Origin of the sequence: Mesobacillus sp. MER 48 (assembly GCF_023714225.1) — a bacterium.
Taxonomy (GTDB): domain Bacteria; phylum Bacillota; class Bacilli; order Bacillales; family Cytobacillaceae; genus Mesobacillus; species Mesobacillus oceanisediminis_A.
In genome coordinates this window covers 522,782-547,267 of record NZ_JAMAUR010000001.1, presented here as the reverse complement: position 1 = coordinate 547,267, position 24,486 = coordinate 522,782, and the positions used below count along the sequence as shown (strand labels likewise).

30 protein-coding genes are annotated in these 24,486 nt (G+C 41.9%); 26 read left to right on the top strand and 4 right to left on the bottom strand.

The genetic code is table 11. The features are described 5' to 3' along the window. The first annotated feature begins 52 nt into the window (after window positions 1–52). The 7 genes from ablB (at window position 53) to M3593_RS02730 (ending at window position 5,735) form a co-directional block, all read left to right on the top strand. Window positions 53–919: a putative beta-lysine N-acetyltransferase gene (gene ablB, locus M3593_RS02760; protein WP_251540596.1), complete on the top strand. Its 867-nt coding sequence runs from the start codon at window positions 53–55 to the stop codon at window positions 917–919. A 46-nt stretch (window positions 920–965) separates the two neighbouring features. Then, a complete protein-coding gene (locus tag M3593_RS02755) occupies window positions 966–2,363 on the top strand; it encodes a sigma-54 interaction domain-containing protein (protein ID WP_144479864.1) in 1,398 nt (465 codons plus the stop codon). Between the two features lie 155 nt (window positions 2,364–2,518). After that, window positions 2,519–3,955 (top strand): lysine 2,3-aminomutase, encoded by a 1,437-nt coding sequence (gene kamA / locus M3593_RS02750; protein WP_144479862.1) that lies wholly within the window; start codon window positions 2,519–2,521, stop codon window positions 3,953–3,955. Beyond that, complete coding sequence (locus M3593_RS02745; protein ID WP_251540594.1) at window positions 3,955–4,236, top strand: YokU family protein; 282 nt, start codon at window positions 3,955–3,957, stop codon at window positions 4,234–4,236. Before kamA ends, M3593_RS02745 begins: the two co-directional genes overlap by 1 nt. A gap of 130 nt (window positions 4,237–4,366) precedes the next feature. Further along, on the top strand, window positions 4,367–4,558 hold the full coding sequence (locus M3593_RS02740) for a hypothetical protein (protein WP_144479858.1): 192 nt from the start codon (window positions 4,367–4,369) through the stop codon (window positions 4,556–4,558). A gap of 117 nt (window positions 4,559–4,675) precedes the next feature. Further along, the gene (locus tag M3593_RS02735) at window positions 4,676–4,897 is read left to right on the top strand and encodes a YozE family protein (protein WP_144479856.1); all 222 of its coding nucleotides are present in this window, start codon (window positions 4,676–4,678) and stop codon (window positions 4,895–4,897) included. 139 nt (window positions 4,898–5,036) lie between these two features. Further along, complete coding sequence (locus M3593_RS02730) at window positions 5,037–5,735, top strand: hypothetical protein (protein WP_251540591.1); 699 nt, start codon at window positions 5,037–5,039, stop codon at window positions 5,733–5,735. On the opposite strand, the gene M3593_RS02725 is transcribed toward M3593_RS02730, so the two are convergent. Next, window positions 5,732–5,902, bottom strand: a complete 171-nt coding sequence (locus M3593_RS02725; protein WP_186326834.1) for a hypothetical protein — start codon at window positions 5,900–5,902, stop codon at window positions 5,732–5,734. The two genes, M3593_RS02730 and M3593_RS02725, sit on opposite strands and share 4 nt — an antisense overlap. Before the next feature lie 136 nt (window positions 5,903–6,038). On the opposite strand from M3593_RS02725, the gene M3593_RS02720 reads away from it, so the two are divergent. Both M3593_RS02720 and M3593_RS02715 read left to right on the top strand, forming a co-directional pair. After that, the gene (locus M3593_RS02720; RefSeq protein ID WP_144479852.1) at window positions 6,039–6,212 is read left to right on the top strand and encodes a YozD family protein; all 174 of its coding nucleotides are present in this window, start codon (window positions 6,039–6,041) and stop codon (window positions 6,210–6,212) included. Window positions 6,213–6,381: 169 nt separating this feature from the next. Beyond that, window positions 6,382–7,152, top strand: coding sequence for a sporulation protein (locus tag M3593_RS02715; protein ID WP_251540589.1), 771 nt, complete (start codon window positions 6,382–6,384; stop codon window positions 7,150–7,152). Window positions 7,153–7,193: 41 nt separating this feature from the next. Here the strand turns inward: M3593_RS02715 and M3593_RS23960 are convergent, their stop codons facing one another. After that, entirely contained in the window at window positions 7,194–7,325 is a 132-nt protein-coding gene (locus tag M3593_RS23960; RefSeq protein WP_260983645.1) for a hypothetical protein, read from the bottom strand. Window positions 7,326–7,510: 185 nt separating this feature from the next. On the opposite strand from M3593_RS23960, the gene deoD reads away from it, so the two are divergent. The 7 genes from deoD to M3593_RS02680 all read left to right on the top strand — a co-directional run bounded on the left by deoD (window position 7,511) and on the right by M3593_RS02680 (window position 16,403). Next, the gene (gene deoD / locus M3593_RS02710) at window positions 7,511–8,215 is read left to right on the top strand and encodes a purine-nucleoside phosphorylase (protein ID WP_144479849.1); all 705 of its coding nucleotides are present in this window, start codon (window positions 7,511–7,513) and stop codon (window positions 8,213–8,215) included. A gap of 737 nt (window positions 8,216–8,952) precedes the next feature. Continuing rightward, a complete protein-coding gene (locus M3593_RS02705; protein ID WP_481825283.1) occupies window positions 8,953–9,825 on the top strand; it encodes a M15 family metallopeptidase in 873 nt (290 codons plus the stop codon). 219 nt (window positions 9,826–10,044) lie between these two features. After that, window positions 10,045–12,441, top strand: a complete 2,397-nt coding sequence (locus M3593_RS02700; protein ID WP_251540587.1) for a heavy metal translocating P-type ATPase — start codon at window positions 10,045–10,047, stop codon at window positions 12,439–12,441. 27 nt (window positions 12,442–12,468) lie between these two features. After that, window positions 12,469–12,675 carry a copper chaperone CopZ gene (gene copZ / locus M3593_RS02695; protein ID WP_144479845.1) on the top strand — a complete coding sequence of 69 codons (207 nt, stop codon included), beginning with the start codon at window positions 12,469–12,471 and terminating at the stop codon, window positions 12,673–12,675. A gap of 208 nt (window positions 12,676–12,883) precedes the next feature. After that, window positions 12,884–14,386 (top strand): lmo1851 family serine protease, encoded by a 1,503-nt coding sequence (locus tag M3593_RS02690; RefSeq protein ID WP_285847897.1) that lies wholly within the window; start codon window positions 12,884–12,886, stop codon window positions 14,384–14,386. A gap of 111 nt (window positions 14,387–14,497) precedes the next feature. Continuing rightward, window positions 14,498–15,412, top strand: a complete 915-nt coding sequence (locus M3593_RS02685) for a CobW family GTP-binding protein (RefSeq protein ID WP_251540585.1) — start codon at window positions 14,498–14,500, stop codon at window positions 15,410–15,412. Window positions 15,413–15,572: 160 nt separating this feature from the next. Beyond that, window positions 15,573–16,403, top strand: coding sequence for a hypothetical protein (locus M3593_RS02680; protein ID WP_251540583.1), 831 nt, complete (start codon window positions 15,573–15,575; stop codon window positions 16,401–16,403). Window positions 16,404–16,480: 77 nt separating this feature from the next. Here M3593_RS02680 and M3593_RS02675 read toward each other — a convergent pair whose 3' ends face one another. Beyond that, on the bottom strand, window positions 16,481–16,720 hold the full coding sequence (locus M3593_RS02675) for a DNA alkylation repair protein (RefSeq protein ID WP_144479840.1): 240 nt from the start codon (window positions 16,718–16,720) through the stop codon (window positions 16,481–16,483). Window positions 16,721–16,833: 113 nt separating this feature from the next. Here M3593_RS02675 and M3593_RS02670 point away from each other — a divergent pair, with 113 nt between their 5' ends. The 10 genes from M3593_RS02670 (at window position 16,834) to M3593_RS02625 (ending at window position 23,740) form a co-directional block, all read left to right on the top strand. After that, a complete protein-coding gene (locus M3593_RS02670; protein ID WP_251540582.1) occupies window positions 16,834–17,118 on the top strand; it encodes a hypothetical protein in 285 nt (94 codons plus the stop codon). A 217-nt stretch (window positions 17,119–17,335) separates the two neighbouring features. Beyond that, the gene (locus M3593_RS02665) at window positions 17,336–17,662 is read left to right on the top strand and encodes a rhodanese-like domain-containing protein (protein ID WP_144479838.1); all 327 of its coding nucleotides are present in this window, start codon (window positions 17,336–17,338) and stop codon (window positions 17,660–17,662) included. 12 nt (window positions 17,663–17,674) lie between these two features. Continuing rightward, a complete protein-coding gene (locus tag M3593_RS02660; protein ID WP_144479836.1) occupies window positions 17,675–17,938 on the top strand; it encodes a metal-sensitive transcriptional regulator in 264 nt (87 codons plus the stop codon). Between the two features lie 121 nt (window positions 17,939–18,059). Continuing rightward, the gene (locus M3593_RS02655; RefSeq protein WP_144479834.1) at window positions 18,060–18,425 is read left to right on the top strand and encodes a rhodanese-like domain-containing protein; all 366 of its coding nucleotides are present in this window, start codon (window positions 18,060–18,062) and stop codon (window positions 18,423–18,425) included. Between the two features lie 20 nt (window positions 18,426–18,445). Continuing rightward, window positions 18,446–18,739, top strand: a complete 294-nt coding sequence (locus tag M3593_RS02650) for a rhodanese-like domain-containing protein (RefSeq protein WP_144479832.1) — start codon at window positions 18,446–18,448, stop codon at window positions 18,737–18,739. Between the two features lie 274 nt (window positions 18,740–19,013). After that, the gene (locus tag M3593_RS02645) at window positions 19,014–19,979 is read left to right on the top strand and encodes a YncE family protein (protein ID WP_251540580.1); all 966 of its coding nucleotides are present in this window, start codon (window positions 19,014–19,016) and stop codon (window positions 19,977–19,979) included. A gap of 4 nt (window positions 19,980–19,983) precedes the next feature. After that, window positions 19,984–20,664, top strand: a complete 681-nt coding sequence (locus tag M3593_RS02640; protein ID WP_144479828.1) for a response regulator transcription factor — start codon at window positions 19,984–19,986, stop codon at window positions 20,662–20,664. Further along, complete coding sequence (locus tag M3593_RS02635; RefSeq protein ID WP_251540579.1) at window positions 20,661–22,061, top strand: sensor histidine kinase; 1,401 nt, start codon at window positions 20,661–20,663, stop codon at window positions 22,059–22,061. Before M3593_RS02640 ends, M3593_RS02635 begins: the two co-directional genes overlap by 4 nt. 103 nt (window positions 22,062–22,164) lie before the next feature. Next, window positions 22,165–22,632 (top strand): FixH family protein, encoded by a 468-nt coding sequence (locus M3593_RS02630; protein ID WP_251540577.1) that lies wholly within the window; start codon window positions 22,165–22,167, stop codon window positions 22,630–22,632. Window positions 22,633–22,996: 364 nt separating this feature from the next. After that, complete coding sequence (locus M3593_RS02625) at window positions 22,997–23,740, top strand: CAP domain-containing protein (protein ID WP_251540575.1); 744 nt, start codon at window positions 22,997–22,999, stop codon at window positions 23,738–23,740. A 227-nt stretch (window positions 23,741–23,967) separates the two neighbouring features. Here M3593_RS02625 and M3593_RS02620 read toward each other — a convergent pair whose 3' ends face one another. Further along, window positions 23,968–24,441, bottom strand: a complete 474-nt coding sequence (locus M3593_RS02620) for an Hsp20/alpha crystallin family protein (protein ID WP_144479820.1) — start codon at window positions 24,439–24,441, stop codon at window positions 23,968–23,970. Between the last annotated feature and the right edge of the window lie 45 nt (window positions 24,442–24,486).

Sequence of the window (24,486 nt, the reverse complement as noted above, 5' to 3'; positions counted from 1 at the left end):
AAAGCCAGGCTTTTGATTCGACAGAAGATCTTAGGGGATGGGGGAGAGGAAAATGCATTTAGGGAAAACAATCGTCTTAGCAGACAAAAATGGCAAGATGACTGTTTATCTTGACAAACAAAATAAACGGGTGAGAGTGGAGGATTATTTAGGCAGTTTATCGAATGCATTGAAATGCGCTGAAGAGCTGGCAGAGAGCGAAAAGGCAGATAAATTGATCATTAAAGGAAGAAGAGAACATTTCACACAGCTGCTTGAACACGGGTACAGTTTCGAGGCAAGCATTGACGGTTTTTTCCTTGGCTCCGATTGCGTGTTCTTTTCAAAGTTTCTAAGCGATGACAGAAAAGCAACGCCGCACTGGACCGAGGAGGACGGAATCATAAAAAGTGTCTATCATTTGGCAGAGCCCGCCCAGAAGATCACTCCGCCTGGCGATTATGTGATGAAGAAAATGGACAAATCGGATGCCCACGGCTTATCTGACTTATACAAAGAAGTCTTTCAAATCTATCCGACCCCGCTGAACGACCCGGAGTATATTGTCAAAACGATGACCGAAGGCACGATTTACTATGGATTTGTCCATGATGGCCAAATTGTAAGTGCTGCTTCCGCTGAGGTCGATCTTTTTTACAAAAACGCGGAAATGACTGATTGTGCGACGTTAAAAGAGCACCGGAAGCATGGCTTGATGAAAGTCCTCCTGGCTCGTTTAGAGGCCGAACTGATTGAGAACGGCATTTTTTGCGCCTATTCAATTGCGAGGTCATTATCTTTTGGCATGAATGCAGCATTGTATCAATTGGGCTATGCCTATCGCGGCAGGCTGGTGAATAATGTATATATTTATGATAAAATTGAGAACATGAACGTCTGGGTAAAAAATTTGGCAAAACCGCCAAATATTGGGCAGTAAAAGACAGTTTTTCGGCACGCTGTCATATACTTAATATGGGAGTGTGATGGGATTGAATTCAGTATCCAATGTTACCGAAGAAATCTTGAGCGCAATACTGAAGTGCATCGATGAGGCAATCCATGTCGTCAATACAGAAGGCATTACGATCTTTTACAATCAAGTTGCCGCCAGGCATGATGGATTGGAAATCAGTGAAGTCATTGGGAAGCCGCTCTTGAGTGTTTTTCCTTCACTGAATGATCAATCCAGCACCTTGCTGAAAGTGATAGAAACGAAAAAGCCAATCTATAATGAAACCCAATCCTTTGTTAACTTGCACGGAAGGAAAATTGAAACCGTCAATACAACTCTGCCAATATTTGTCCAGGGGCAACTGATAGGCGCTGTTGAAATCGCCAAGGATTATTCGCGGATCAAGCAGCTTTCTGAACGTCTGGTCGAAATCCAAAAGGGGTTGAGACTCAGTAATGGCAAGGCTGTAAAACAGCAGGCAGGCTATACGTTCAGTGATGTATTGACAACGAATAAGCATTTTATGTTGGTAAAAAAGAAGGCTGAAAAACTGGCAAAATCCGATTCTCCCATTCTTGTTTATGGGGAAAGCGGCACCGGAAAAGAACTCTTCGTCCAATCCATCCATAATGCATCAAAGCGGGCTGCTGGTCCGTTCATAGCCCAGAATTGTGCAGCGATACCTGAAAATCTGCTCGAAAGTATCCTGTTTGGAACCTCTAAGGGAAGTTATACCGGAGCGGTGGACAGGCCAGGTCTTTTCGAACTTGCAAACGGAGGGACGCTTTTCCTTGATGAGCTCAACTCGATGCCATTCGACCTCCAGGCTAAATTACTGCGTGTACTTGAGGATGGCGCTGTCCGAAGGGTCGGAAGCACGAATGTTACCTCAGTGAATGTCAGGGTGATTTCTGCGATGAATGTCTACCCGGGAAAGGCGATGGAAGAGAACCAGCTGCGGACCGATCTCTTTTACCGACTGAATGTCCTGACATTCGAATTGATCCCTTTAAGACAAAGAAAGGAAGATATTCTTTATCTGAGCGATCTTTTTATAAGCCAGTACAATCATGAGCTGAGGAAGCATGTAACCGGGCTCGATGAAAAGGCCAAGTCTGTTTTTCTTACCCATCAATGGCCTGGAAATGTACGCGAGCTGAAGCATACGATTGAGTACATGATGAATGTCTGTGAAGGTGAAAAGCTGACTGCCCATGATCTTCCAATGATGTTGAAAAACATTGCCCCAGAGCCAGTGAGCAGTGCTCCTTCACTGGTATTGAGAGAAAATCTGAAGGAGCTTGAAGTACAGTTGATTAAAGATGCGCTGGAAGCTTCAGGCGGAAATATCCAGCAGGCAGCCATCCTTCTGGATATACCAAGGCAGACACTTCAATATAAAATTAAAAAATTGAATATCCAGCCTTGAAACATAATCTGCCGAAATTTCAGCAGGTTATTTTTTTACCTAGGATTGTCCTGTTCTCCAATAACTCCTATTGCAAGCAATCTTCAGAATAATTCGCCAACTTGGCACGGAACTTGCATTGTAAATAGGTATAAAAATAGCTAGGGGGAAATTGGATGAAACAAACTTTATATAAGCCATCAAGACATTGGAAAGATATCGAACTCTGGAAAGATGTGACCGAAGAGCAATGGAATGACTGGCTCTGGCAGCTTACAAACACAATCAGGACGCTCGATGATCTGAAAAAAGTCATCAATCTGACTCCTGAGGAGGAAGAGGGGGTCCGGATCTCAACGAAAACAATCCCACTCAATATCACACCATATTATGCTTCATTAATGAATCCAGATGATCCTCGCTGCCCGGTAAGGATGCAGTCCGTCCCAATATCAAAGGAAATCCACAAAACAAAATACGATTTGGAAGATCCGCTGCACGAAGATGAGGATTCACCTGTGCCAGGCTTGACTCATCGATATCCTGACAGGGTGCTGTTCCTTGTTACCAACCAATGCTCGATGTACTGCCGCTACTGTACACGCCGCAGATTTTCCGGACAAATCGGCATGGGGGTAGCCAAAAAGCAGCTGGATGCGGCTATCAACTATATCAGGAACACTCCAGAAGTACGCGATGTGCTGATTTCGGGAGGGGATGGCCTGCTGATCAATGACAATATCCTCGAGTATATCCTGAAAAACCTGCGCGAAATTGATCATGTGGAAATTATTCGCATTGGCACCCGGGCACCTGTAGTATTTCCGCAGCGAATTACAGAGAATCTTTGTTCCATCCTCAAAAAATACCATCCAATCTGGTTGAATACACACTTCAATACATCAATCGAAATTACTGAGGATTCAAAACGGGCATGTGAAATGCTTGCGAATGCAGGTGTTCCGGTTGGGAATCAATCGGTCATCCTCGCTGGCATAAATGACAGTGTTCCAATCATGAAAAAGCTGATGCATGACCTTGTAAAAATCCGGGTCCGACCTTATTATATCTACCAGTGCGATCTGTCTGAAGGCATTGGTCATTTCCGAGCTCCTGTGACGAAGGGACTTGAAATCATCGAGGGCTTGAGGGGCCATACGTCTGGCTATGCTGTCCCGACATTTGTAGTTGATGCACCTGGTGGAGGAGGGAAAATCTCCTTGCAGCCAAACTACCTGATTTCGCAAAGTCCTGAAAAAGTCGTGCTGCGGAATTTCGAAGGTGTCATCACCTCTTATCCAGAACCTGAAAATTATGTTCCTGGCAGAGCGGAAGGATACTTCAAGCAGGTCTATCCTGATTATGAAAAGAAAAAATCCAATACCGGAATTGCAGCCATCATGAATGACAGTGAATTCAACTTAATTCCAGAAGGACTTGGCAGGATTGACCGCCGTGAAAAGTATGAGGAAGATCCAGCTCATGCATCACTCAAGGATAAGCGGGAAAAGCGGGATGAACTGAAAGAAAAGAAATTCATGGCTCAACAGAAAAAAACAACACATGCCCCTGATAGCCAGGAGACGATCCCCACAGCAAAGGGGAGTGAATAATGACTATTTGTGAATGGTGCAGCAGTGAAAATATCAAAGCAGTCACAGACAAAGTTTATTGGGAACTCCCTGATGGGACTAAAGCGATCCAAATTGATGATACACCAGCAGTCCATTGTCTCGACTGCCAAATGACCTATCAGACAGAGTTGATCACAAAGGAAATCGAAGACCAGCTGTTTTTAATCGATACGAAAAAACTCTCCAAAGTCATCACCTTCGAAGAATTGATGGAACAGCCAAGACTGCTGAAGCGAAATTACTTTGATTTTTCATCTTGAAATGAGGAGTGACAAAAATAACCTGAAACAGAAAGCTGTTCACAAAAAATTCAAATCTCCTTTTTATCCAGTTACTCCCTACTCTTTATAATAGAGTGGGGAGTATTCATATTGGAAGTGAGGAGATCTTGTGTATATCGCTTTATCAATCATGCTGATGGCGGCAATGTTGGTGTTGTTCCTGTGCGGATACTATGTGAGGATGATCAAAGAGAAATTCGGGATGAACTGGCTTCATGCTGTTCCCATTACTGTGGCCATTTTAATGGTGAATATTATATGGGCATTGCTGGAGATGGCGAAATCAGCCAGATGGCAATAACGGCGGGCACCTTTCCTGGTAGGGAAGGTGCTCGATACTTTCTAATATGTGGACGGACAGTAAACTTTTCGTTATAGTATGGACAGACAAATTCTAAATTTAGGCAGGCGTTCATATATGTATAAAAGTTTTTACCACTTTCTCATGAAATACCGGTCCACGAAACCAAAGGATGCGATCAGCAGGTTCGCGAACTCTGCATACGACGATCTTTCCTTCCCTAAAAACTCGGAAGACTATGACGAAATAAGCTCCTATCTGGAAGTCAACGGACAGTATCCTGAAAGCATGGCTGTCTTTGATGAGGCATGGGAAGAATATTTGATAGCTGAAAGCTGAAAAGGCTGCTGCGCTCACACGCAGGAGCCTTTTGTTTTAATAATATAATTCATCCTTCATCTGGGCGTGGCGATTTTCAGAATAGTGCATATACTGTGGTAATCACAATTCACGACTCATCGTTGAGGAGATGGAGGAAATGGAAAAACGGAAGAAACCTAAGTTTAACATCGGTGATACAGTCGTGATCACTATTTATGGTACCGTGGGGAAAGTGACAGATATAAAGTGGCTTGACGGCCTTCATGTATATGAGATAAATAAGAGCGAGGGCTTGTATTTAGAAACAAGTTTGCAGATGCTCTCTGAATATGATGGAAAGCTGATGGAAAAGGAACAAATCGATATCGAGTATAAATATTTCTTCGGGGATTTAGTCCAGGTAAAGGGATATGGTTCGGATCTGTTTAAAGTTGTTGGTTTCAGGACTGAAATCTGGCGTTATAAGGAAGATGCCTGGGAGGATGTCATATATGAACTCTCGAGGATTAAAGATGGAGAATGGCTTGAAGCCGGGGAAGAAGAGCTGACACTTGTGGCGGATTCAGAAAGCGCGGATACTTTCATCCAGAAGCTCGGACTTCTGTTTTCTGCCAATAAAGAAGTAAGGCCCTCTGTGAACCTCGATAAAAAATCCCTTCAGCCCTGTGCAGGCGAAAAGGAAGAGTTGCGGAAGATCAACCAGAGAAGGATGACCATCGATCATTTGCTCGATATATACAATGACTATCGAATTTTATATAAATGGTTCAATGATGATGAATATGCACATGTTATGAGGGTTATCATTCGGAAGCTGTCATTGCTTGTTAACAATGATGGAAAAAGCCATGTTTAAAGCCAGCCTGAAAACTCCAGCAGCACATAAACAAGAAAAGGAATTCCTGCCACTTGAATAACCTTAAATAATGAATTCACAATGCTGCCAAAAAACTCTACGATTACACTGTTTTCTTTATTGACATCAGCAACGAACATCTCTGCAAGCGTACTTATTGTCTTCATTAAGAATCACCCCGCCATTGATTTATTCCATTCTATGCTTGTCCAAAAGAGATAGAACGATTTTTCTGAAAAATCAATATGCTTGGCATGAAACAAGCACATATATCATACATTTGGAATAAAGGGGGGCGAATCTGTGAAAGAGATTGAGGTTATAATCGATACAGAGGAGATTGCTGAATTTTTCTTTCATGAACTTGTTAAAAGGGGATACGTTCCCACGGAGGAAGAACTTGAAGAGATGGCGGATATCACGTTTGAATATCTGATTGAAAAATGCATCATCGATGAGGAAGAAGACATAGATTAAGGCGATCTACCGATGGGAGGGCCGATTCGGACGAATCAGCCTTTTTATTTTGGAGTCATGCTCACTAATAAAGGTGAAAAAAAAATAATGTATTTTTATGAAACCCTGTTAACTTATAATCGTATACATAGTCGTAAAAGAAAATTGTGATTTCTGGGAGGCAATGAGGATGTCATTTTTTAATAAGGTGTTTGCAAGTGTTGGAATCGGAGCAGCTAAAGTCGACACGAAGCTTGAAAAGGACCGGGTTATGCCAGGAGAAGAGATACGCGGAATCGTTGAAATTCGCGGAGGCAGTGTTGAGCAGAATATTGATGACATCTATTTGAGTTTACATACCACTTATATAAAAGAGAGCGACGAGAGAAAGTATACAGCGACTGCCCAAATCGACCGCTTCAGGCTTACGCAGTCGTTTCTGATCAAAGAAAATGAAACAAAGGAAATCCCTTTTACCTTCAGGCTGCCATTGGAAATTCCGTTAACTATGGGAAGAACGAAGGTTTGGGTAACGACAGGACTTGATATCAAGAATGCGGTCGACCCCGGAGATAAAGATTATTTGACAGTAGTACCGAACCCATTGATGCAAGGGATCTTTAATGCCGTAAGCAATCTGGGCTTCCGGTTAAGGGAGGCTGAGTGTGAGCAGGCACCAAGGCATCTTCGCCGGAACCTGCCATTCGTCCAGGAGTTCGAATTCGTGGCTGCATCAGGTCCATTTAGAGGACGTCTGGATGAACTGGAGTTGGTTCTCTATCCAAACAGCGAAAACGAAGCGGAAGTATTGATGCAAGTTGACCGAAGAGCGAGAGGAATCGGCGGTTTCTTATCAGAAGCGATGGGCATGGATGAAACATATGTAAGAATGAATATCCATGTATCTGATTTGCCCTCCATACAGCAAAAGCTTCAGGATACAATTGCACGGTACTGCTGAAAATTTTGATGACGATGAAGCAAAAGCTTCATCGTCATTTTTTATCCTTGCTTCTTTCTTCCGTTAGCTGAGAACTCCTTGCCGTGTGCTTCTTGCTCGGCAACGATTGCATCAGGAGGGATATGATTGTTTTTCTTAGGCGAATTGATGCGATTGCGATGCTTTTTACCCATTAGCTCATTCTCCTTTATGTCAGTTTTTCTTTTACACCCAGGTAGAGAATTTTTTAATTCAGCTTCGGTAAAGCTATTTCTAGCTTGCCCGTTAACAAAATTGTCATGAAACTGAAGATTTTCCTGCTTAACTATATTGTGGTATAGTTTTGAGGTAGCAACCTATAGGATGGAGGATTATTTGAATGAGTGTACATATTGGTGCTAAAGAAAATGAAATCGCAGAAACGGTATTGCTTCCAGGGGATCCGTTAAGGGCAAAATACATTGCTGAAACATTCCTTGAAGATGCAAAGTTATATAATGAAGTCAGAAATATGTTTGGGTACACAGGTACATACAAAGGCAAGAGGGTTTCTGTCCAGGGCACTGGCATGGGCGTGCCGTCCATTTCAATTTATATCAATGAGTTGATGAATAGCTACAATGTCCAAAACCTGATTCGCGTGGGCACTTGCGGAGCAATCCAAAAGGATGTCAAAGTCCGTGACGTAATCCTGGCAATGAGCTCATCAACTGATTCCCAAATGAACCGCCTTACTTTCGGCGGAGTGGACTTTGCTCCAACAGCAAACTTTGATTTATTGTACAAAGCCTACAATACAGGTCTTGAAAAAGGCTTAAATCTTAAAGTAGGGAATGTGTTCACGGCTGACCAGTTCTACAATGATAATGCAGAATTGGAAAAATGGGCCCAATATCAAATCTTAGCGGTCGAAATGGAAACAACAGCCCTCTATACCCTGGCTGCCAAATACGATCGAAAAGCTCTATCTATCCTGACAGTCAGCGACCACATCCTGACAGGTGAAGAAACGACATCAGAAGAGCGCCAAACAACATTCAACGACATGATCGAAGTAGCGCTCGAAGCAGCAATCAAAGAATAATGAGTTGAAAACCCTTTCCCCTTGAGGAAAGGGTTTTATTATGTACACCCTTAATTAGGATCCCTCAGAATTCAAGGAAAGCCACAATGACTTAAAACCGAGTTTAAAGGATATTTTGAAGAAAGTGTAATCGAAATGACAAAGGAACTTTTTGTTTTATTAATAGTTCGAGAGCAGAGCGTCATTCAAATGTCAGGAAATTGTGTTTAATGGACATTTCGAGGTATTAAGAAGCCAAAATGTCTAGGAACCTGCGCTTAATGGACATTTTGAGAGTAAAGAGAAGCCAAAATGTCTAAGAACCTGTGTTTAAAGGACATTTTGAGGGTAAAGGGAAGCCGAAATGTCTAAGAAGCAGTGTTTAAAGGACATTTTGAGGGTAAAGGGAAGCCGAAATGTCTAAGAAGCAGTGTTTAAAGGACATTTTGAGGGTAAAGGGAAGCCAAAATGTCTAAGAAGCAGTGTTTAATGGACATTTTTGAGGCAGAGATTAGCCGAAATGTCTAAGAACCTGAGTTTAGTGGACATTTTACATTCCAAACCCGATAACTGTCTCTGCCGATTATACTCTTTACTTTGAACAATGCTCCAAATCACTTCATCCAATTGGGGAAGTTTGCAATTTCCAAAACCAGGCATAATGATGAACAGGGATAATGGGAAAAAAGGCCATTCGAAAGTTTGTTGAAAAATGATAGAATGGTGTTATTGCCTTAAAATGTTGAAGATTGGTGGACATGATGAAAAAAATATTACCAGTAATCGCCTTGCCTATTTTATTGACAGGGTGTGCACCTGTTGAGCCTTATCTTGAGAAGATTCCTTACCTTGAGAAAATTCCTTATTTGGGAGAAAAACTTGTTGGACAAGATAAACAGGATGACCAGCCAGCGGAAGTAGCAGAATCAGATCAGAACAATATGGATAACGAGGATCCACAAGGGGACAAGCCTGAAGATGAAGCATTGACACTTGAAGCGGCTTATTTCAATGTGGTCCAGAATGCAGACGGAAAGAATGTCATCCAGAATCCGCAGAACACTTTGGCGCTTGTCAATAAGGTTTTTGGATTGCCAGGCAATTATATTCCCGGCGATCTGGTTCGGCCTAACGTTCCATTCTCTTTTGGAGATGCAAAGCTTGAGAAGAGCCTTATGAGGAAAGAAGCTGCGGATGCTATGGAAAAAATGTTTGCAGGTGCCAGGAATGACGGAATAGAACTAGCAGCTGTATCCGGCTACAGGTCATATGGCCGACAGGAAACATTGTTCAAAGCCGAGGTCAATAAGGTAGGCGAAGAAAAGGCCCTGGAGGCAGTTGCCAGACCTGGAAGCAGTGAGCATCAAACAGGCTTGACGATGGATATTTCAAGCAAGAACAATAATTTTAATCTGAATGAACAATTCGGTTCAACAAAAGAAGGAGTCTGGCTGGCCCACAACGCTCATAAGTACGGCTTTATCCTGAGGTACCCAAAAGGTAAAGAAGAACTGACAGGCTATATGTATGAACCGTGGCATTTTCGGTACGTTGGCATTAAAGCGGCTACCGAAATATATGAAAATGACTGGACACTTGAAGAGTATTTTGAAAATGTGAAGAAAATTTAGTGAGGAGCCTGGCCGCTAGCCGGGCTTTTTGTTTTAAAAATGTCATAACTTTCATGTCCATTCCCGGAAGATTAGTGATATTTTTAACAGTATATATTGTCAAACAGGGTAAAATAAAAAAAAACACAAACATTTCGGTTGATTAATATACTATACAGGGGTATAGTAAATATTGTAGATAAGATAAAATTAATCTTCGATCGAAACGGGGTGTAATAGATGAAAGAACAAATAACTGTCGATATTACAGGCATGACTTGTGCTTCCTGTTCCACAAGGATCGAAAAAGTCCTAAATAAAATGGATGGAGTCGAAGCAACCGTAAACCTGGCTATGGAAAATGCCTCAGTACAATACGATAAAGAGAAAATCAAACCTGATGATATATTCAACAAAATAAATGACTTGGGGTACGGCGTCAGAAATGAAAAGATGGATTTGGATGTTTTCGGCATGACCTGCGCTGCCTGTTCCACCAGGATTGAAAAGGTCCTGAACAAAATGGATGGTATGGAGTCAGCGACCGTCAATCTGGCGACTGAATCAGCATCAGTTGAGTTCAACAGTGCGTTCCTGTCAGTTGGTCAAATCATCGCTAAAATACAGGATCTTGGCTATGATGCCAAGGAAAAAGTCCAGCGGGAAGCAAAGGCCCAGCAAAAAGAAGAGGAAATTAACGCAAAGAAAAGAAAGTTATTAATATCCATTCTTTTGTCCCTTCCGCTTTTGTACACCATGATTGGCCATGCGCCTTGGGATACGGGCTTGCCGATGCCGCATCTGCTGATGAATCCATGGTTCCAGCTGTTGTTGGCGACACCAGTCCAATTCTGGATTGGCGGCCAATTTTATATTGGTGCCTATAAGTCGTTAAAAAACAAAAGTGCGAATATGGATGTCCTAGTTGCCCTTGGAACATCTGCTGCCTATTTTTACAGTCTTGCAGAAGCAATAAAAACAATTGGAAACCCGGACTATATGCCGCATTTGTATTTTGAAACGAGTGCGGTACTGATCACTCTGATTCTTGTTGGAAAACTGTTCGAAGCGCTTGCTAAAGGACGGACAACTGAAGCAATCTCCAAGCTTCTAAGCCTCCAGGCAAAGGAAGCAACCGTCATCAGGGATGGCGAAGAGGTTAAAATCCCAATCGAGGATGTCAAAGTCAACGATACCATCCTTGTAAAACCTGGCGAGAAGATTCCGGTCGATGGCAATGTGTTAACTGGACAGTCCGCTGTCGATGAGGCCATGATAACAGGTGAATCCATTCCTGTTGAAAAATCTGCAGGCGACTCACTGATTGGCGCGACAATCAATAAAAATGGCACTCTGACAATGACTGCGACCAAGGTCGGAAAAGATACAGCCCTTGCAGGCATTATCAAGGTCGTCGAAGATGCTCAGGGAAGCAAGGCGCCAATCCAGCGTGTTGCTGACCAGATTTCTGGTATCTTTGTGCCGATCGTTGTTGCGATTGCTATTGTTACCTTTATTGTCTGGTACTTCTTGATCACTCCTGGAGATTTTGCATCATCCCTGGAAACAGCGATCGCTGTACTCGTCATCGCCTGCCCTTGCGCACTAGGGCTGGCAACTCCTACCTCCATTATGGTGGGTACGGGAAAAGGCGCAGAAAACGGAATTCTGTTCAAGGGCGGAGAGCATTTAGAAGCTACCCATAAAATTAATGCTATTGTTCTTGATAAAACGGGTACAATTACTAAAGGGAAACCAAGTGTAACCGATATAGAAATATTTGGTGAAGAAGAAAAAGTCCTTAAGTATCTGGTATCAGCCGAGAAATCCTCAGAACACCCACTTGCCGAGGCGGTAGTAGAATATGGCAGCGCAAATAACGTTGAGGTCCTTCCGGTGGATCAGTTTTCAGCGATACCAGGCCACGGAATAGAGGCAGTCATCAATGGCGAAAAAGTATTGATAGGAACCAGAAAGCTGATGAAGCAGACGGGAGTCGTATTTGACATTCACGAAAATCAGCTTGAGAAGCTGGAGACTGAAGGAAAAACAGCCATGCTGATTGCCATTGATAATAAGGTGAACGGCATAGTCGCAGTGGCTGATACTGTGAAAGAAACAGCCAAAAAGGCTATTGAAGAGCTTAAATCCATGGGCATTGAAGTATATATGCTTACCGGTGATAATAAGCGTACTGCCCATGCTATTGCCTCACAGGTAGGCGTCGAAAATGTTATAGCGGAAGTATTGCCGGAAGAAAAGGCAAACCATGTAAAAGAACTACAGCTTAAAGGCAAGAAAGTTGCAATGGTCGGCGACGGAATCAATGATGCACCGGCACTTGCCCTTGCCGATATCGGGATTGCGATTGGTACAGGGACAGATGTTGCAATTGAAGCAGCTGATGTCACTATTCTTGGTGGGGAATTAACATTGATTCCTAAAGCAATCTCATTAAGTAAAAAGACAATGCAAAACATCCGCCAAAACTTGTTCTGGGCACTGGCATACAACTCAGCGGGTATCCCAATCGCTGCCATGGGACTACTTGCGCCATGGGTAGCAGGAGCGGCAATGGCATTCAGTTCAGTTTCTGTAGTGACTAATTCCCTTCGTTTGAAGCGGATTAAGTTATAAATTTTTTATAAGAGAGGAAGATTTGAAATGGAAAAAACAACTTTAAATGTATCAGGAATGACCTGCGGACACTGCGAAAAGGCAGTCAAAAACGCTTTGATGGGTGTAGACGGAGTTGCCAGCGTAGTCGTTTCATTATCAGAGGGAAAAGCTGAAGTAGAATACGATGCTTCGAAAGCAGAAGTCAGCAAAATGAAGGCTGCTGTTGAAGATCAAGGCTACGATGTAGAATAAGATTCAAAGAGGCTGATATAGGTCATGTTTTTGACCTATGTCAGCCTCTTTTTATTACATAATCAATTTTTGCATGAGTAAACCTCTGTGTGCAGGGAAGGATACATCACATTTATTGTGCAATGCCTATTTTTCTGTTAATTTCACAGTAAAAATGTTATTCTAATCATTAAGGATTTTAAGCTTGATTGGAAAGTGGTGAAAAGGGTTGGATCAGCAAAATATAAATGAAGAAAACAAGGAAGAGCTTGAAGGCCAAAATAAGGCAGAAGAAACAGAGACCAAGAATAGTTTTCTTCGGATCAAAAAGTTCCACTTTGCAATGCTGTTGTTTTTTCTTGTCTTTTTAACAGCAGGAATCACTACCTTTGCGCTTGCTTTCGGTGAGGACAAGCCAGCAGTGCAGGTTATAAGGGATAGGGAAGAATTTGCAAAGCTATACGACGCATATGACACTTTGAAAAATGAATATTACCAGGATCTTGACCAGGAAAAACTAATCAATGGGGCGATAGATGGAATGCTTTCTTCTTTGGACGATCCTTATTCGGATTATATGAGCCAGGAAGATGCGAAAAATTTCCATCAGAGTCTGTCGTCATCATTTGAGGGGATTGGGGCAGAAATCCAGGAGAGAGATGGTTACATTTCCATCGTCACTCCGCTAAAAGGTTCTCCAGCCGAAAAAGCTGGACTCCAACCTGAGGATAAAATCATGTCGGTTGACGGCAAAAGTCTTCAAGGCATGAGTACGACTGAAGCCGTAGCTCTCATTAGGGGTGAAAAAGGGACTGATGTAAAGTTGTCCATACTTCGCCAGGGGGCCGAAAAGCCTGTCGATGTTACCATCACACGTGATACAATTCCGATTGAAACAGTTTATGGTGAGATGCTTGAAGATGGAATTGCTAAAGTCCAGATTACGAATTTCTCACAAAATACGGCTAATGAATTAGTAAATGTTTTAAATGACCTGCAAAAGCAGGGGATGAAAGGTCTTGTCCTTGATCTTCGCCAAAATCCAGGCGGACTTCTTGACCAGGCAATCAAAATATCAAGTCTTTTTGTTCCTGAAGGAGAGATCTTGTTCCAGGTTGAAGACCGCAATGGCAATGTGAAAAAATATCCTTCTGAAAATAAAAATGGCAACAAGCTGCCTTTAGTAGTAGTCATCGATAAAGGAAGCGCCAGTGCATCAGAAATCCTCGCGGGAGCTGTCAGTGAGTCTGCCGGCGTTCCATTGGTGGGTGAAAAGTCATTCGGCAAAGGCACTGTCCAGCGTGCGGAGGATTTTTCAGATGGCTCGAATATGAAATTCACAACAGATAAATGGTTGACACCAAAAGGGAATTGGATCCATAAGAAAGGCATCAAACCGGACTATGAAGTGGCTATGCCGGAATACGCTTCACTGCCATTTATCGATCCGGAAACTGAACTGAAAGTGTCAACAGCCTCTGAGCAGGTGAAATCTGCTCAAAAGATGCTGAAGGCGCTTGGATTTGACCCTGGAAGGGAAGATGGTTTCTTTGATGAAAAAACGAAAGAAGCAGTCAGCGAATTCCAGGAATCCAAAAAGATCGAACAAACGGGTATCCTGAAAGGAAGCACAACAATCGAGCTGATGAATGGATTGCGTGAACAGCTTAAGAAAGATGATCCGCAAGTCCAGAAAGCCCTAGAAGTGTTAAAGCAGGAGATGGCGAAATAACGGTTGGTGCACAGGAAAGCACCTTAAAATGCAAAGATGCAGTAACTTGAAAATCTCCAGCTTTGGCTGGAGATTTTCTATATTACTTAGGAAAGATGGGCGAATGTGAAAATGAAAAAAGCAGAAGTTTATGTTTTGTCAGGATTTCTGGGAACAGGAAAAACGACTTTATTGAAGCGTCTTTTACAGCATGAAAAAGACGCTGAACGGAATATCGCTGTGATGATGAATGAGCTTGGCAGTGTATCGATTGATTCGGATGCCGTCGATTCGGATGTCCCGTTGAAAGAGTTATTGGGAGGATGCATTTGCTGTACAATCCAGGATAAACTTGAATCCCAGCTACAAGGATTGCTTTTCGATCATGACCTGGATGCGATCTATATTGAAACAACGGGTGCTGCACATCCGGTAGAAGTTTTGGATGCAGTTCTGTCACCGCTGTTTGCGGACAAACTGATGATCAAAGGAATTATCACGACTGTGGATGGGCAGCAATGGCTTAATAGAACAAGTCTCGATCCGCAGGTCCATCAGCTTTTACTTGAACAGGTCAAGCATGCTGACCTGGTCATTATCAATAAATCAGATTTGCTCAGTGAATCGCAACAGGCCAAAATCAGTATGGATCTTCAAGGCCTTAATCCTAAAGCGAAATGTATTTTGAGTTCTTATTCCAAGATGCCAATGAAGCTTTTGGAAGGATTGGCCTATTCAAAAAAAGCCGAAAGTACAGATTCACATGTGTTGACGGATTTAAGACTGAGTACCTTTGTTTACCGGTTCCAGACTGCGATAAACCAAAGGGCATTTGAAGATTTTTTAAGGGCACTTCCGGATTCCATTTATCGCATTAAAGGATATGTATTGTTTGACCATTCCCCATATCCCGACTTATTCCAGTATTCATATGGCATGCCGTTCTATATGAAGGAATACATGAAGATGCCACTGAACCTCGTTTTCATTGGCCAGGTTACAGATTGGAACAACATAGAACAGCAGCTAAGGAAACTTGAAGAATAATAATGATTGACCCTGCCCAGCTTGTCTGGGCTTTTTATTTTCAATTATTTCCCTGAATAGTAAAGGGTGTAAAAGCAAAAACTTTCATGTAGCAAATGAACTGAATGGTTCTCAGAATAAATCCAGATAAAAATACGCCAGGTTAAGAAGAGATGATCATATGAAAGTAATTAAAATTTTTATATTGGCCATGGTACTCCTAACATTTACAGACATAAGCGTAATGGCAAAGAAACAGCCGGACAAGGTTAAAATGCCACAGTGGGAAGAAGTAAATGAACTCCTGCCGAGGTACAGTAAGTTCACTGTCATGGACCTGGAAACAGGTCTCCGATTCCGGGTCCAAAGAAGAGCCGGAAGCAACCATGCGGATGTCCAGCCCCTTACATCGGAAGATACAGCGATCATGAAGAAAATATACAGTGGCAAATGGAGCTGGAAGCGCAGGGCGATAATCGTCATCTCGGAAAAGGGGAAAATCGCCGCTTCGATGCACGGAATGCCTCATGGAGGCGGAGCTTTGAAAAATAACTTTCCTGGCCATTTTTGCATCCACTTTTATGGAAGTACAACTCACCGTACAAATTTTATGGATTTATCCCATAAACTGATGATATTAAAGTCGGCAGGAAAGCTTGAGAAGTATCTGGAACAAACAGATCCATATGATTTGGTTAATGCGTATATCGCAGGAATCAAACAGCAGGATCCTTACATCGTTTCATTTATCTCTCTCCAGGATCTTAAATGGAAAAAACTGCTGCCGCTAATTGAGAATATCAGCATAAACCGTATGGAGGTCTTGCCAGCTGAGGATGTGGGAGATCAATTGACTTTGACGGTACCTGTGGAAATAAATTGGCAGATAAAAGGAAGAGGCGGACGGAATTTCACAGGAGAGATTGTACTTGTCAGATTCTTGGGAAATGAACAATGGAAGGTTGATTCAACCCGTTTTCTTGAAGATAATAAAATAACGATACCTAAATGAAAAGCTTGAGAACTTGTCTCAAGCTTTTCATTGTTGTTCCTGAAGGGCAAGTCAAGGCTCGCCATATCCCTTTCCCGTTAACTTTCACCGAATTTGGCAAAGGTTTTTTCATCTTCAACAAGACCGCAGGCTGCACATTGGATTTTCATTTCCGGACCTTTATAAGGAAGGTGGAAGGGATCCAATTGGTCATTAGAATACTGTTCCACAATCTCTCCTGATTGGGGGTTTAATTTTACAGGCTGAGGAACCTGGGAAATCATATTGAATCTGGTCCGATTGGTTTTGCAATTAGGACAACGATACGGTTTGCTCATAATATAGTCTCCTTTAAAGTCATTTATCTTTATTTTTTGCATTGTCGTGCTGAATTATGTAAATATACAAAGTAAGGACCTGAAACAGTCATTTTTGTACAGGAGGCAGTAAAGTGCAGACAGAAGAATATGAGAAATTACTTGATGAATACAGGATGATTTGGAACAATCGCCGGCTGGAGTCAGCGCAAGCGCCAGAAAAGATTCTTAGAGAGGCCATTCTCAGGGATCTAAGAGATGAGAATTCCCATCCGAGGGCCAGAAAATCACTAAAAGATAAATACTATCTTGCCACAAAGAGGATTATGGAATCATCATTGTCAACTGAAAGCAAAATCACTTTAATTCGATTGCATCTGGAATTGACGGATGTTATTCAGCAGAATGACTCGAATTAGGGGACGAAATATGGGGATGAGGGCATATTGCTGGACTTCAGTTCTGAATGCAGTTGATGTGTTCCTGTTCTATAAAAGGAAGTGTGTGCTTCCTTTTTTTTATATGAGAAAAATGTCAAAAAATATCATCACAAGACTTGCTTTTATACCCCTTATGGTATAAAATTTATATTGTAAGTTCAGTGATGAACAAGAATTTATAAGAGGTGAAGTGTAGTTGCTTACTGGTTTTATCATCATTCTCCTTTTGGTCACCTTGATTTTCAACCGATATGTACCTGTGAGGAATCTTCGGGCGGTAAACGGCTATGAACATGAAGCGGTATTTGTCGACCTGAGGGATTATCAGGATTCAGCTAAAAATCCCGTCAATGGAGCAATTAATATCCCATGTGGATATTTAAAAAGATATATAAAGGAAATTCCGAACGAACAAATTGTGATTATTGCATCCAATGAAGTAGAAAAGAATTTTGGAGCAAGATTGCTTAAGAAGTATGGTTATGATATTAAGGGTTATACCATTACTGGACCATCACAATAGGAGGTGGCTAAAGTGGAGTACAATAAAGAAATAGTCAATCGCTTGAAAAGGATCGAGGGGCAGGTTCGGGGCAGCATACGCTTATTGGATGAACAGGAAGAATGCAAGTCGGTAGTGACTCAGCTGTCAGCAATCCGTTCTGCAGTCGATCGTACCATTGCCTTGATCGTCAGCAAGAATCTAGAACAATGCTTGATCAGTGATTTACAGGAAGGCCGGGAAACATCGCAGGCAGTAAATGATGCAGTAGAACTGCTTGTCAAGAGCAGGAAATAAATCGATTTCTGTTCTTGACAAGGCGATTTTTGTCACTTAAAATACCCTTATGGGTATATGGGTGTGTGAATCCAATCCTTCTCTATGATGATCTACCAAAAAGATAACGAGGTGTATATGGATGGATGTAATAATTAATGTGTTAATTGTTGTTTTAGCTGTAGCTTTCTTATGGAGCCGCTTAGCACCAACCAAAGGTGTGAATCAGATTACGACAGCACAGCTGCGTGAGATGGTGAAAACAAAGCCGGCAGGTACACAATTTGTTGACGTCAGAACTCCTGGCGAATATAAAGGAAACCATATTAAAGGGTTCAAAAATATTCCGCTTCAACAGCTGGCAAACCGCACAGGAGAACTATCTCAGGAAAAAGATGTAGTCGTCATTTGCCAAAGTGGCATGCGCAGCAGCCAGGCAAGCAAGTTATTGAAAAAAGCTGGATTTAAAAATGTTACAAATGTAAAGGGCGGCATGAGCGCCTGGTAATTAATAAGGGGGAAAAGAGAATGCGTCAAATGACACCAACAGAAGTGCAAAATAAATTAGGTACCAATGAATTTGAAGTTGTGGATGTTCGTGAGGTAAGTGAGGTTGCACAAGGAAAGATTCCAGGTGCGATCCACATTCCACTGGGACTTCTTGAGTTCAGGATGAATGAACTGGACAAGAACAAAACATATGTAATGGTTTGCCGTTCTGGCGGCCGCAGTTCTAGAGCATCGCAATTCCTTGATTATTACGGATATAATGTGATCAATATGCAGGGCGGTATGATGGCATGGGAAGGTCCAACTGAATAATACAGCAATAGAGACGGCGATGGCTGTCTCTATTTTTTATTCTATAGGAAATTATAAAAGCATTTTTATGTGGATAACTACATATGGGTGTCTTAGTCTAGCTCCAGCGCCTAGCCCCTCGAGACGCTTGTCGGGGCTGAACAAGGCGCTTGCGCTTTTTGTTCTGTAATCAAGACCATGACGTAAATAGGATTAGATACGTTCGATTTCATAGATTTATCACAAATTAGAGATATAATAATGTGAGATACTAGTGGAAGAAAAGGAGTTAATTATGAAGCGGACCTATTTGTTGGCAGCGGTGGTTTTCACTGCTTTGTTATCTGCCTGTTCTTTCGAATCATATGAACCAATCCCAAAAGATTCTTCTATTATATCTACAGTGAACATAAAAGAAATGACCATTTCTTATTATGATATGGATAAAGAGGAAAAATTGCCTGATTGGAGGGTTGACCGTCCATATATAGGCGGAATGATCCTGCCTGATGGGGACACTCTCCTGCTTTACGGAAAAACCTTGGAAACGGTCGATCTCTATTCATTAAGCAAAGGGGAAAAAATCGATTCCTGGGAAACAGGTGAAGGGATCGTAAATTCTTTATTAGTTAGTGACGGAACGGAAATAGCCTTTGCTGATCAAAACAGGGAAAGCATCCGTTTTTTTGATATTAACGGGAAAGAAGTGAAAGAGGTCAGGGCGGAGAAAGACCCTTTGACACTCCTTGAAGCGGAAGACAAACTTTATGTGATCAGCTATAACCAGGATATGCTTACTGTTATCGATTTGATGAATAAAGAAAGGCTCCCTGGATTTAAAGTTCATCCTGCAGCAGCAGGGGCAATCATGAGCACAGGAAAAGATGAGCTATGGATTGGCGGGCATGGCAAAGGAACCCAAATTGAAGAGCGAATACACATTTATGATCTAAAAAACGGGACGTTAAAAAAAGAAATACCAGCTCCTGTAATGCCAGTGGATTTTACCAAGAATGAAGACAATATTTTTGTTTTGAGCCATGGATCCAATACGCTGTATAAATTGTCAGGGGAAGGGACAAAGAAGGATTCGATCAAGGTAGGTGCCAATCCTTTTGAAATTGAGGTTTTTGAAGATAAGCTGATTGTTGCCGGTTATGATAGCAACGAGGTGTATATCATCAACCCCGAAAGCTTATCGATTGAAAAAACGCTGAAAGTCGGCGATGGCCCCTTTCAAATAGTTACGAGGGAGAGATAACAGGATGAATCCCGTAAATGTTCTGATCATTGATGACGAAGAGGATATGCGTAACCTCGTTCAAATGTATCTGGAAAACTCAGGTTTTACATGTGTTCATGCAGCTGATGGTGTGGAAGGATTGAGGAAGCTGAAAGAACAGAAATTCGACCTGGTGATTCTCGATATCATGATGCCATTTGAGGATGGCTTTGCGGTATGCGGAAAAATACGCGCTTTTTCACAAGTGCCGATTATATTTTTATCAGCAAAAGGAGAAGAATGGGATAAAGTGAAGGGCCTACAGCTTGGAGGGGATGATTATATCGTCAAGCCATTCAGTCCAGGTGAGCTGGTAGCAAGAATCAATGCGCTGTTAAGAAGGACATCTTTCGTTAAGAATGAAGATGAGACCGTTATTCTGGGTAAAATCACCATCGATAAAAAGGGAAGAAGAGTTAGTGTAGACAGTGAGATTGTTCCACTGACGCTCAAGGAATTCGAGCTGCTCGTCTTTCTCGTCAAACACCAGGGCCAGGCCCTGAGCAGGGAACAACTGCTTGAATATGTATGGGGGATGGATTACCATGGCAGTTTAAGAACGGTGGATACACATATTAAGACACTGCGAATGAAACTGGGTACAGGTGACTATATACAAACTATATGGGGTGTCGGGTATAAGTTCGAGGTGCCGGCAGGATGATTTCTTTTTCAGACAGCCTATTTAAAAAGCTATGGCTGACGGTTACAGCGACAATCTTGATTACCGTATTATATTCGTTTTTCTTATCTTACCTATTTTACGAGAAACTTTATGTCGATATTGTCGAAGAATCGTTAATGGCTGAAGGTAACCGGCTTGCGAGCGACTATAAGGGCGGACCACTGACAGATGAAATGAGGCAGCAAGTGGAATGGTACAATGAAAAATCAGAATCAGAGGTTTTTCTTGTCAGCAATCCCAAGGAGTTAAGTGCCTGCCTGCCCTATTCAATCGATTATGAGACGCTTATCGGACAAGAAGAACGGGAGCAGCTTTTGGAAGGTGAGCCTGTACTGAAATCTGGTTTTGAAGAGAGATTCGGCCGGAAAATACTTGCTGTTGCCATTCCTCTTCTTGATAACAGCAGACTTGAAGGGATTATATACCTATACGTCCCGCTAGCCAAAATTTCCGAACTAACCGTTGATTTTTCATTTCTCTGGCTAATTGGTGGAGTAGTGTTCATTGTCATAGCTGCCTACCTTGGTTTTAAAATGCTTCACCGGCTTACGAGGCCTCTCGCAGCCATGAAGCAGGCAGCCGAAAAGGTATCTGATGGAGATTATTCGGCGCGTGTGGATATTCAATCGAATGATGAGATTGGCGAGCTTGCAAAGGCCTTTAACCATATGTCTGAGTCTGTCCAAAAAGAGGATGAAAAAAAGAGGGAGTTCCTGGCTGATGTATCCCATGAACTCAGGACTCCTATCAGCTATATAAAAGGTTATAGTGAAGCGTTGGAAGCTGGAATAATCAAAAATCCTGAAGAAAGAAATAAATACCTAAAACTCATCAACCGGGAATCAGGCAGGATGGTTAAAATTGTTGAGGACCTGCTTGATCTTTCAAGGCTGGATGCGGGAGAATACAATTTGGTCAAAAGGCCTTTTTCGCTGGCGCAGCTTATCGATGATTTTATCATTAAGTATGAGCCGGCAATGAATGAAAAAAATATCAGCCTGTCACTTGATCTGGATCCGGATATTATCATCAACGGTGATGAAGGCAGGCTGGAACAAATCTTCCAGAACATCATTGACAACTCAATTCGCTATACTGAAAAAGATGGAATGATATCAATCAGGCTGAACAAACATTCATTTGGCTGCAAAGTTGAAATCCAAGACACCGGTATTGGGATACCAGCTGAAGATATTGCCAAGCTTACTGATCGCTTTTACAGGGTGAACAAGGCAAGGTCTCGAGCAGATGGCGGAACAGGCCTAGGTCTTGCCATCGTTGATAAATTAGTGAAGCTCCATGATGGAAAGATGGAAATTGCGAGCGAGCTTGGAAAAGGCACAACCATCAAGCTCTATTTTCCGGTAATAAAATGATCATCGTCCAAAATGACATATCTTGATTATAATTAGCTCATACTTTCAACACATTTTAAGGCTAGGATATCACTGTATTAATCTTAATTAAGGGGTAAAAAGAATGAAACGATTATGGATAACAATAATGGTGGTTCTGCTGGGACTGTTTGCAACGGCTTGTACGCAAGATCAAGCTGAAGAAGAGCCGCAATTTTTAGAAGTCGATCTCACTGCCAATCCTGAAAAAGCGGAGAAAGGTGAAGAGATTACATTTGAGGCCAAAGTTTCTTACGGACCGGAAGAAGTAGAAGATGCGGAAGAGGTTAAATTTGAAATCTGGCGTTCTCAGTCAGAGGACCATGAAAAGATTGTAGTAGACCATGCTGAAAATGGAGTATATCGATTGAAGAAGTCTTTTGAAGAAGAAGGGACCTACTATATTATTTCTCATGTCACGGCACGACGTATGCATAACATGCCAAAAATCGAATTTGTAGTCGGCAATCCAAGTGAGCCGGAAGAGGGCAACTCTGCTGACATGAAAATGGATGACAAGGATGAACATAATAAAGAAGAGAGCGGACACTGATTTTAAGCGGCAGTTGCCGCTTTTTTTTTTAGCCAAAATCCAATGATATCAGTGTAACACTTTTAACGTTTGTAATATGGTTGAAAAAAAAGTAAAGAATGAGGCTTTATAAAAAAAGTGTCAATAACTTTGTTTTTCCTTTTTGAGGTGAGGATGGTTATTAAATAAAAATATGGTTAATTGTGCCTAGATGAAAATTCCTAAAAAACCTTTTTAAAATGCGGTGCAGGAATATATTTCAAATTATATTTTGATAGAATAGTAATATTTCCATTTAAGACCAGATTTATTACAAAAAAGCCATGATATGATGAGTTTGTAAGCGAGAGATAAAAAAATTCATTATTTCGGGAGGAATTGGGGAATGAAAAAGAAATTGATCTTTTCAGTAGCAGCAGCTGCAGCATTATTCGCTGCTAATCCAGTTATGAATAAAGCAGATGCATCAACTATACAGACAAAGGTTTACTATTACCAAAGCGGGAATCTCAACGATCTGAATGTAGATTCTATTATGCAAAAGTATTTCAAGAATTATCAATTCTCTTGGAAACAAGCAGCGCCAGCTCAAAAGCAAGCAGCACCAGTTCAAAAGAATGACCAGAAGCAAACAGAAGCTCCTCAACCTGCAAAAGTTCAGCAGCCTGCGAAAGCACCGGCTCCTGCGCCAGTCAAGGAACCTGCAAAGTCTCCTTCACAGGTAGCCGCTAAAGCACCAGCTTCCTCAGCTGTAAGTGCTAATGAACAAAAAGTAGTAGAGCTGACAAACCAGGAGAGAGCTAAGAACGGTTTAAAACCACTTGCACTTGATACGGAATTGAGCAAAGTTGCCAGGGAAAAATCCCGTGATATGCAAAGCAAGGGCTACTTCAGCCATACAAGCCCAACTTATGGTTCACCATTTGATATGATGAAGAAGTTTGGCATCACATATCGCTCAGCTGGTGAGAATATCGCTATGGGCCAGCCAACACCTGAAGAGGTAGTGAAAGCATGGATGAACAGTTCAGGCCACCGTGCCAACATTCTTAACTCAAGCTACACTCACATCGGTGTAGGTCATGTAGCAAACGGCAATTACTGGACTCAAATGTTCATCGGCAAGTAATTCAATATACAAAAGGAGAACAGCCTGAAATGTCTGTTCTTTTTTTGTTTTTTAGTAAATTATAAATTTGTTTAGTTGAGTATTACTACATGTGGGATTCTTAATCCAGCTCCAGCGCCTAGCCCCTCGAGTCGCTTCGGTCCGCCCAATGAAGTCAAAGAACGACTTCACCGGTCAGCCCTCCAGCGCTTGTCGGGGCTGAACGAGGCGCTTACGCTTTTTATTCGTTAAGTCGAAATATCGATTTCGGAAAACTGGAGATCGACAATCTTGGGCAGCCGAAGCTCTAATACTCCATCCCGGTGGGTGGCGGATGCACCCTTGCGCTTCACTGTCGCTGGCAACACAATTGTGTGTTTATCAGAGAAGTCAGGTATGTGTTCAATGATTACCTGATTTGAAGTATAAAACATTTTCATTTGATTCAGCCATGTGTCATTTTTTAGAGGCACCCTTACATATACAAAGTCATGGGTTTCGAAAATTTCCGCGTTCAATTTATTTGTCGGTTTGTCTGATGGTGAAGCGTCTTGTTGCTGCATTCCTTTTAACCACTCTTCAGGCTTAAACATCCCTTTCATATCTGGCTGGAGCATTTTACCCATCATTTGCTGAACATAGTTTTCGATTTCTTCAGGTTTCATCTCCAGAAACTTTCTTTGTGAATTTTTATCGAACGGCAACATATTCCATGGAAACAATTATATCCCGCCTTTCAAACAGCCCATCATCGATATGTATAATAT

Bases quoted from the DNA above. Each gene is read 5' to 3' on its own strand.
- M3593_RS02700 (WP_251540587.1), top strand. From the start codon at position 10,045: ATGAAAGAACAAATAACTGTCGATATTACAGGCATGACTTGTGCTTCC.
- M3593_RS02685 (WP_251540585.1), top strand. From the start codon at position 14,498: ATGAAAAAAGCAGAAGTTTATGTTTTGTCAGGATTTCTGGGAACAGGA.
- M3593_RS02680 (WP_251540583.1), top strand. From the start codon at position 15,573: ATGAAAGTAATTAAAATTTTTATATTGGCCATGGTACTCCTAACATTT.
- ablB (WP_251540596.1), top strand. From the start codon at position 53: ATGCATTTAGGGAAAACAATCGTCTTAGCAGACAAAAATGGCAAGATG.
- M3593_RS02640 (WP_144479828.1), top strand. From the start codon at position 19,984: ATGAATCCCGTAAATGTTCTGATCATTGATGACGAAGAGGATATGCGT.
- M3593_RS02650 (WP_144479832.1), top strand. From the start codon at position 18,446: ATGCGTCAAATGACACCAACAGAAGTGCAAAATAAATTAGGTACCAAT.
- M3593_RS02625 (WP_251540575.1), top strand. From the start codon at position 22,997: ATGAAAAAGAAATTGATCTTTTCAGTAGCAGCAGCTGCAGCATTATTC.
- M3593_RS02705 (WP_481825283.1), top strand. From the start codon at position 8,953: ATGATGAAAAAAATATTACCAGTAATCGCCTTGCCTATTTTATTGACA.
- M3593_RS02730 (WP_251540591.1), top strand. From the start codon at position 5,037: ATGGAAAAACGGAAGAAACCTAAGTTTAACATCGGTGATACAGTCGTG.
- M3593_RS02675 (WP_144479840.1), bottom strand. From the start codon at position 16,720: ATGAGCAAACCGTATCGTTGTCCTAATTGCAAAACCAATCGGACCAGA.
- M3593_RS23960 (WP_260983645.1), bottom strand. From the start codon at position 7,325: ATGGGTAAAAAGCATCGCAATCGCATCAATTCGCCTAAGAAAAACAAT.
- M3593_RS02630 (WP_251540577.1), top strand. From the start codon at position 22,165: ATGAAACGATTATGGATAACAATAATGGTGGTTCTGCTGGGACTGTTT.
- M3593_RS02645 (WP_251540580.1), top strand. From the start codon at position 19,014: ATGAAGCGGACCTATTTGTTGGCAGCGGTGGTTTTCACTGCTTTGTTA.
- M3593_RS02725 (WP_186326834.1), bottom strand. From the start codon at position 5,902: ATGAAGACAATAAGTACGCTTGCAGAGATGTTCGTTGCTGATGTCAAT.
- M3593_RS02755 (WP_144479864.1), top strand. From the start codon at position 966: ATGGGATTGAATTCAGTATCCAATGTTACCGAAGAAATCTTGAGCGCA.
- M3593_RS02715 (WP_251540589.1), top strand. From the start codon at position 6,382: ATGTCATTTTTTAATAAGGTGTTTGCAAGTGTTGGAATCGGAGCAGCT.
- M3593_RS02635 (WP_251540579.1), top strand. From the start codon at position 20,661: ATGATTTCTTTTTCAGACAGCCTATTTAAAAAGCTATGGCTGACGGTT.
- M3593_RS02655 (WP_144479834.1), top strand. From the start codon at position 18,060: ATGGATGTAATAATTAATGTGTTAATTGTTGTTTTAGCTGTAGCTTTC.
- M3593_RS02735 (WP_144479856.1), top strand. From the start codon at position 4,676: ATGTATAAAAGTTTTTACCACTTTCTCATGAAATACCGGTCCACGAAA.
- M3593_RS02745 (WP_251540594.1), top strand. From the start codon at position 3,955: ATGACTATTTGTGAATGGTGCAGCAGTGAAAATATCAAAGCAGTCACA.
- deoD (WP_144479849.1), top strand. From the start codon at position 7,511: ATGAGTGTACATATTGGTGCTAAAGAAAATGAAATCGCAGAAACGGTA.
- kamA (WP_144479862.1), top strand. From the start codon at position 2,519: ATGAAACAAACTTTATATAAGCCATCAAGACATTGGAAAGATATCGAA.
- copZ (WP_144479845.1), top strand. From the start codon at position 12,469: ATGGAAAAAACAACTTTAAATGTATCAGGAATGACCTGCGGACACTGC.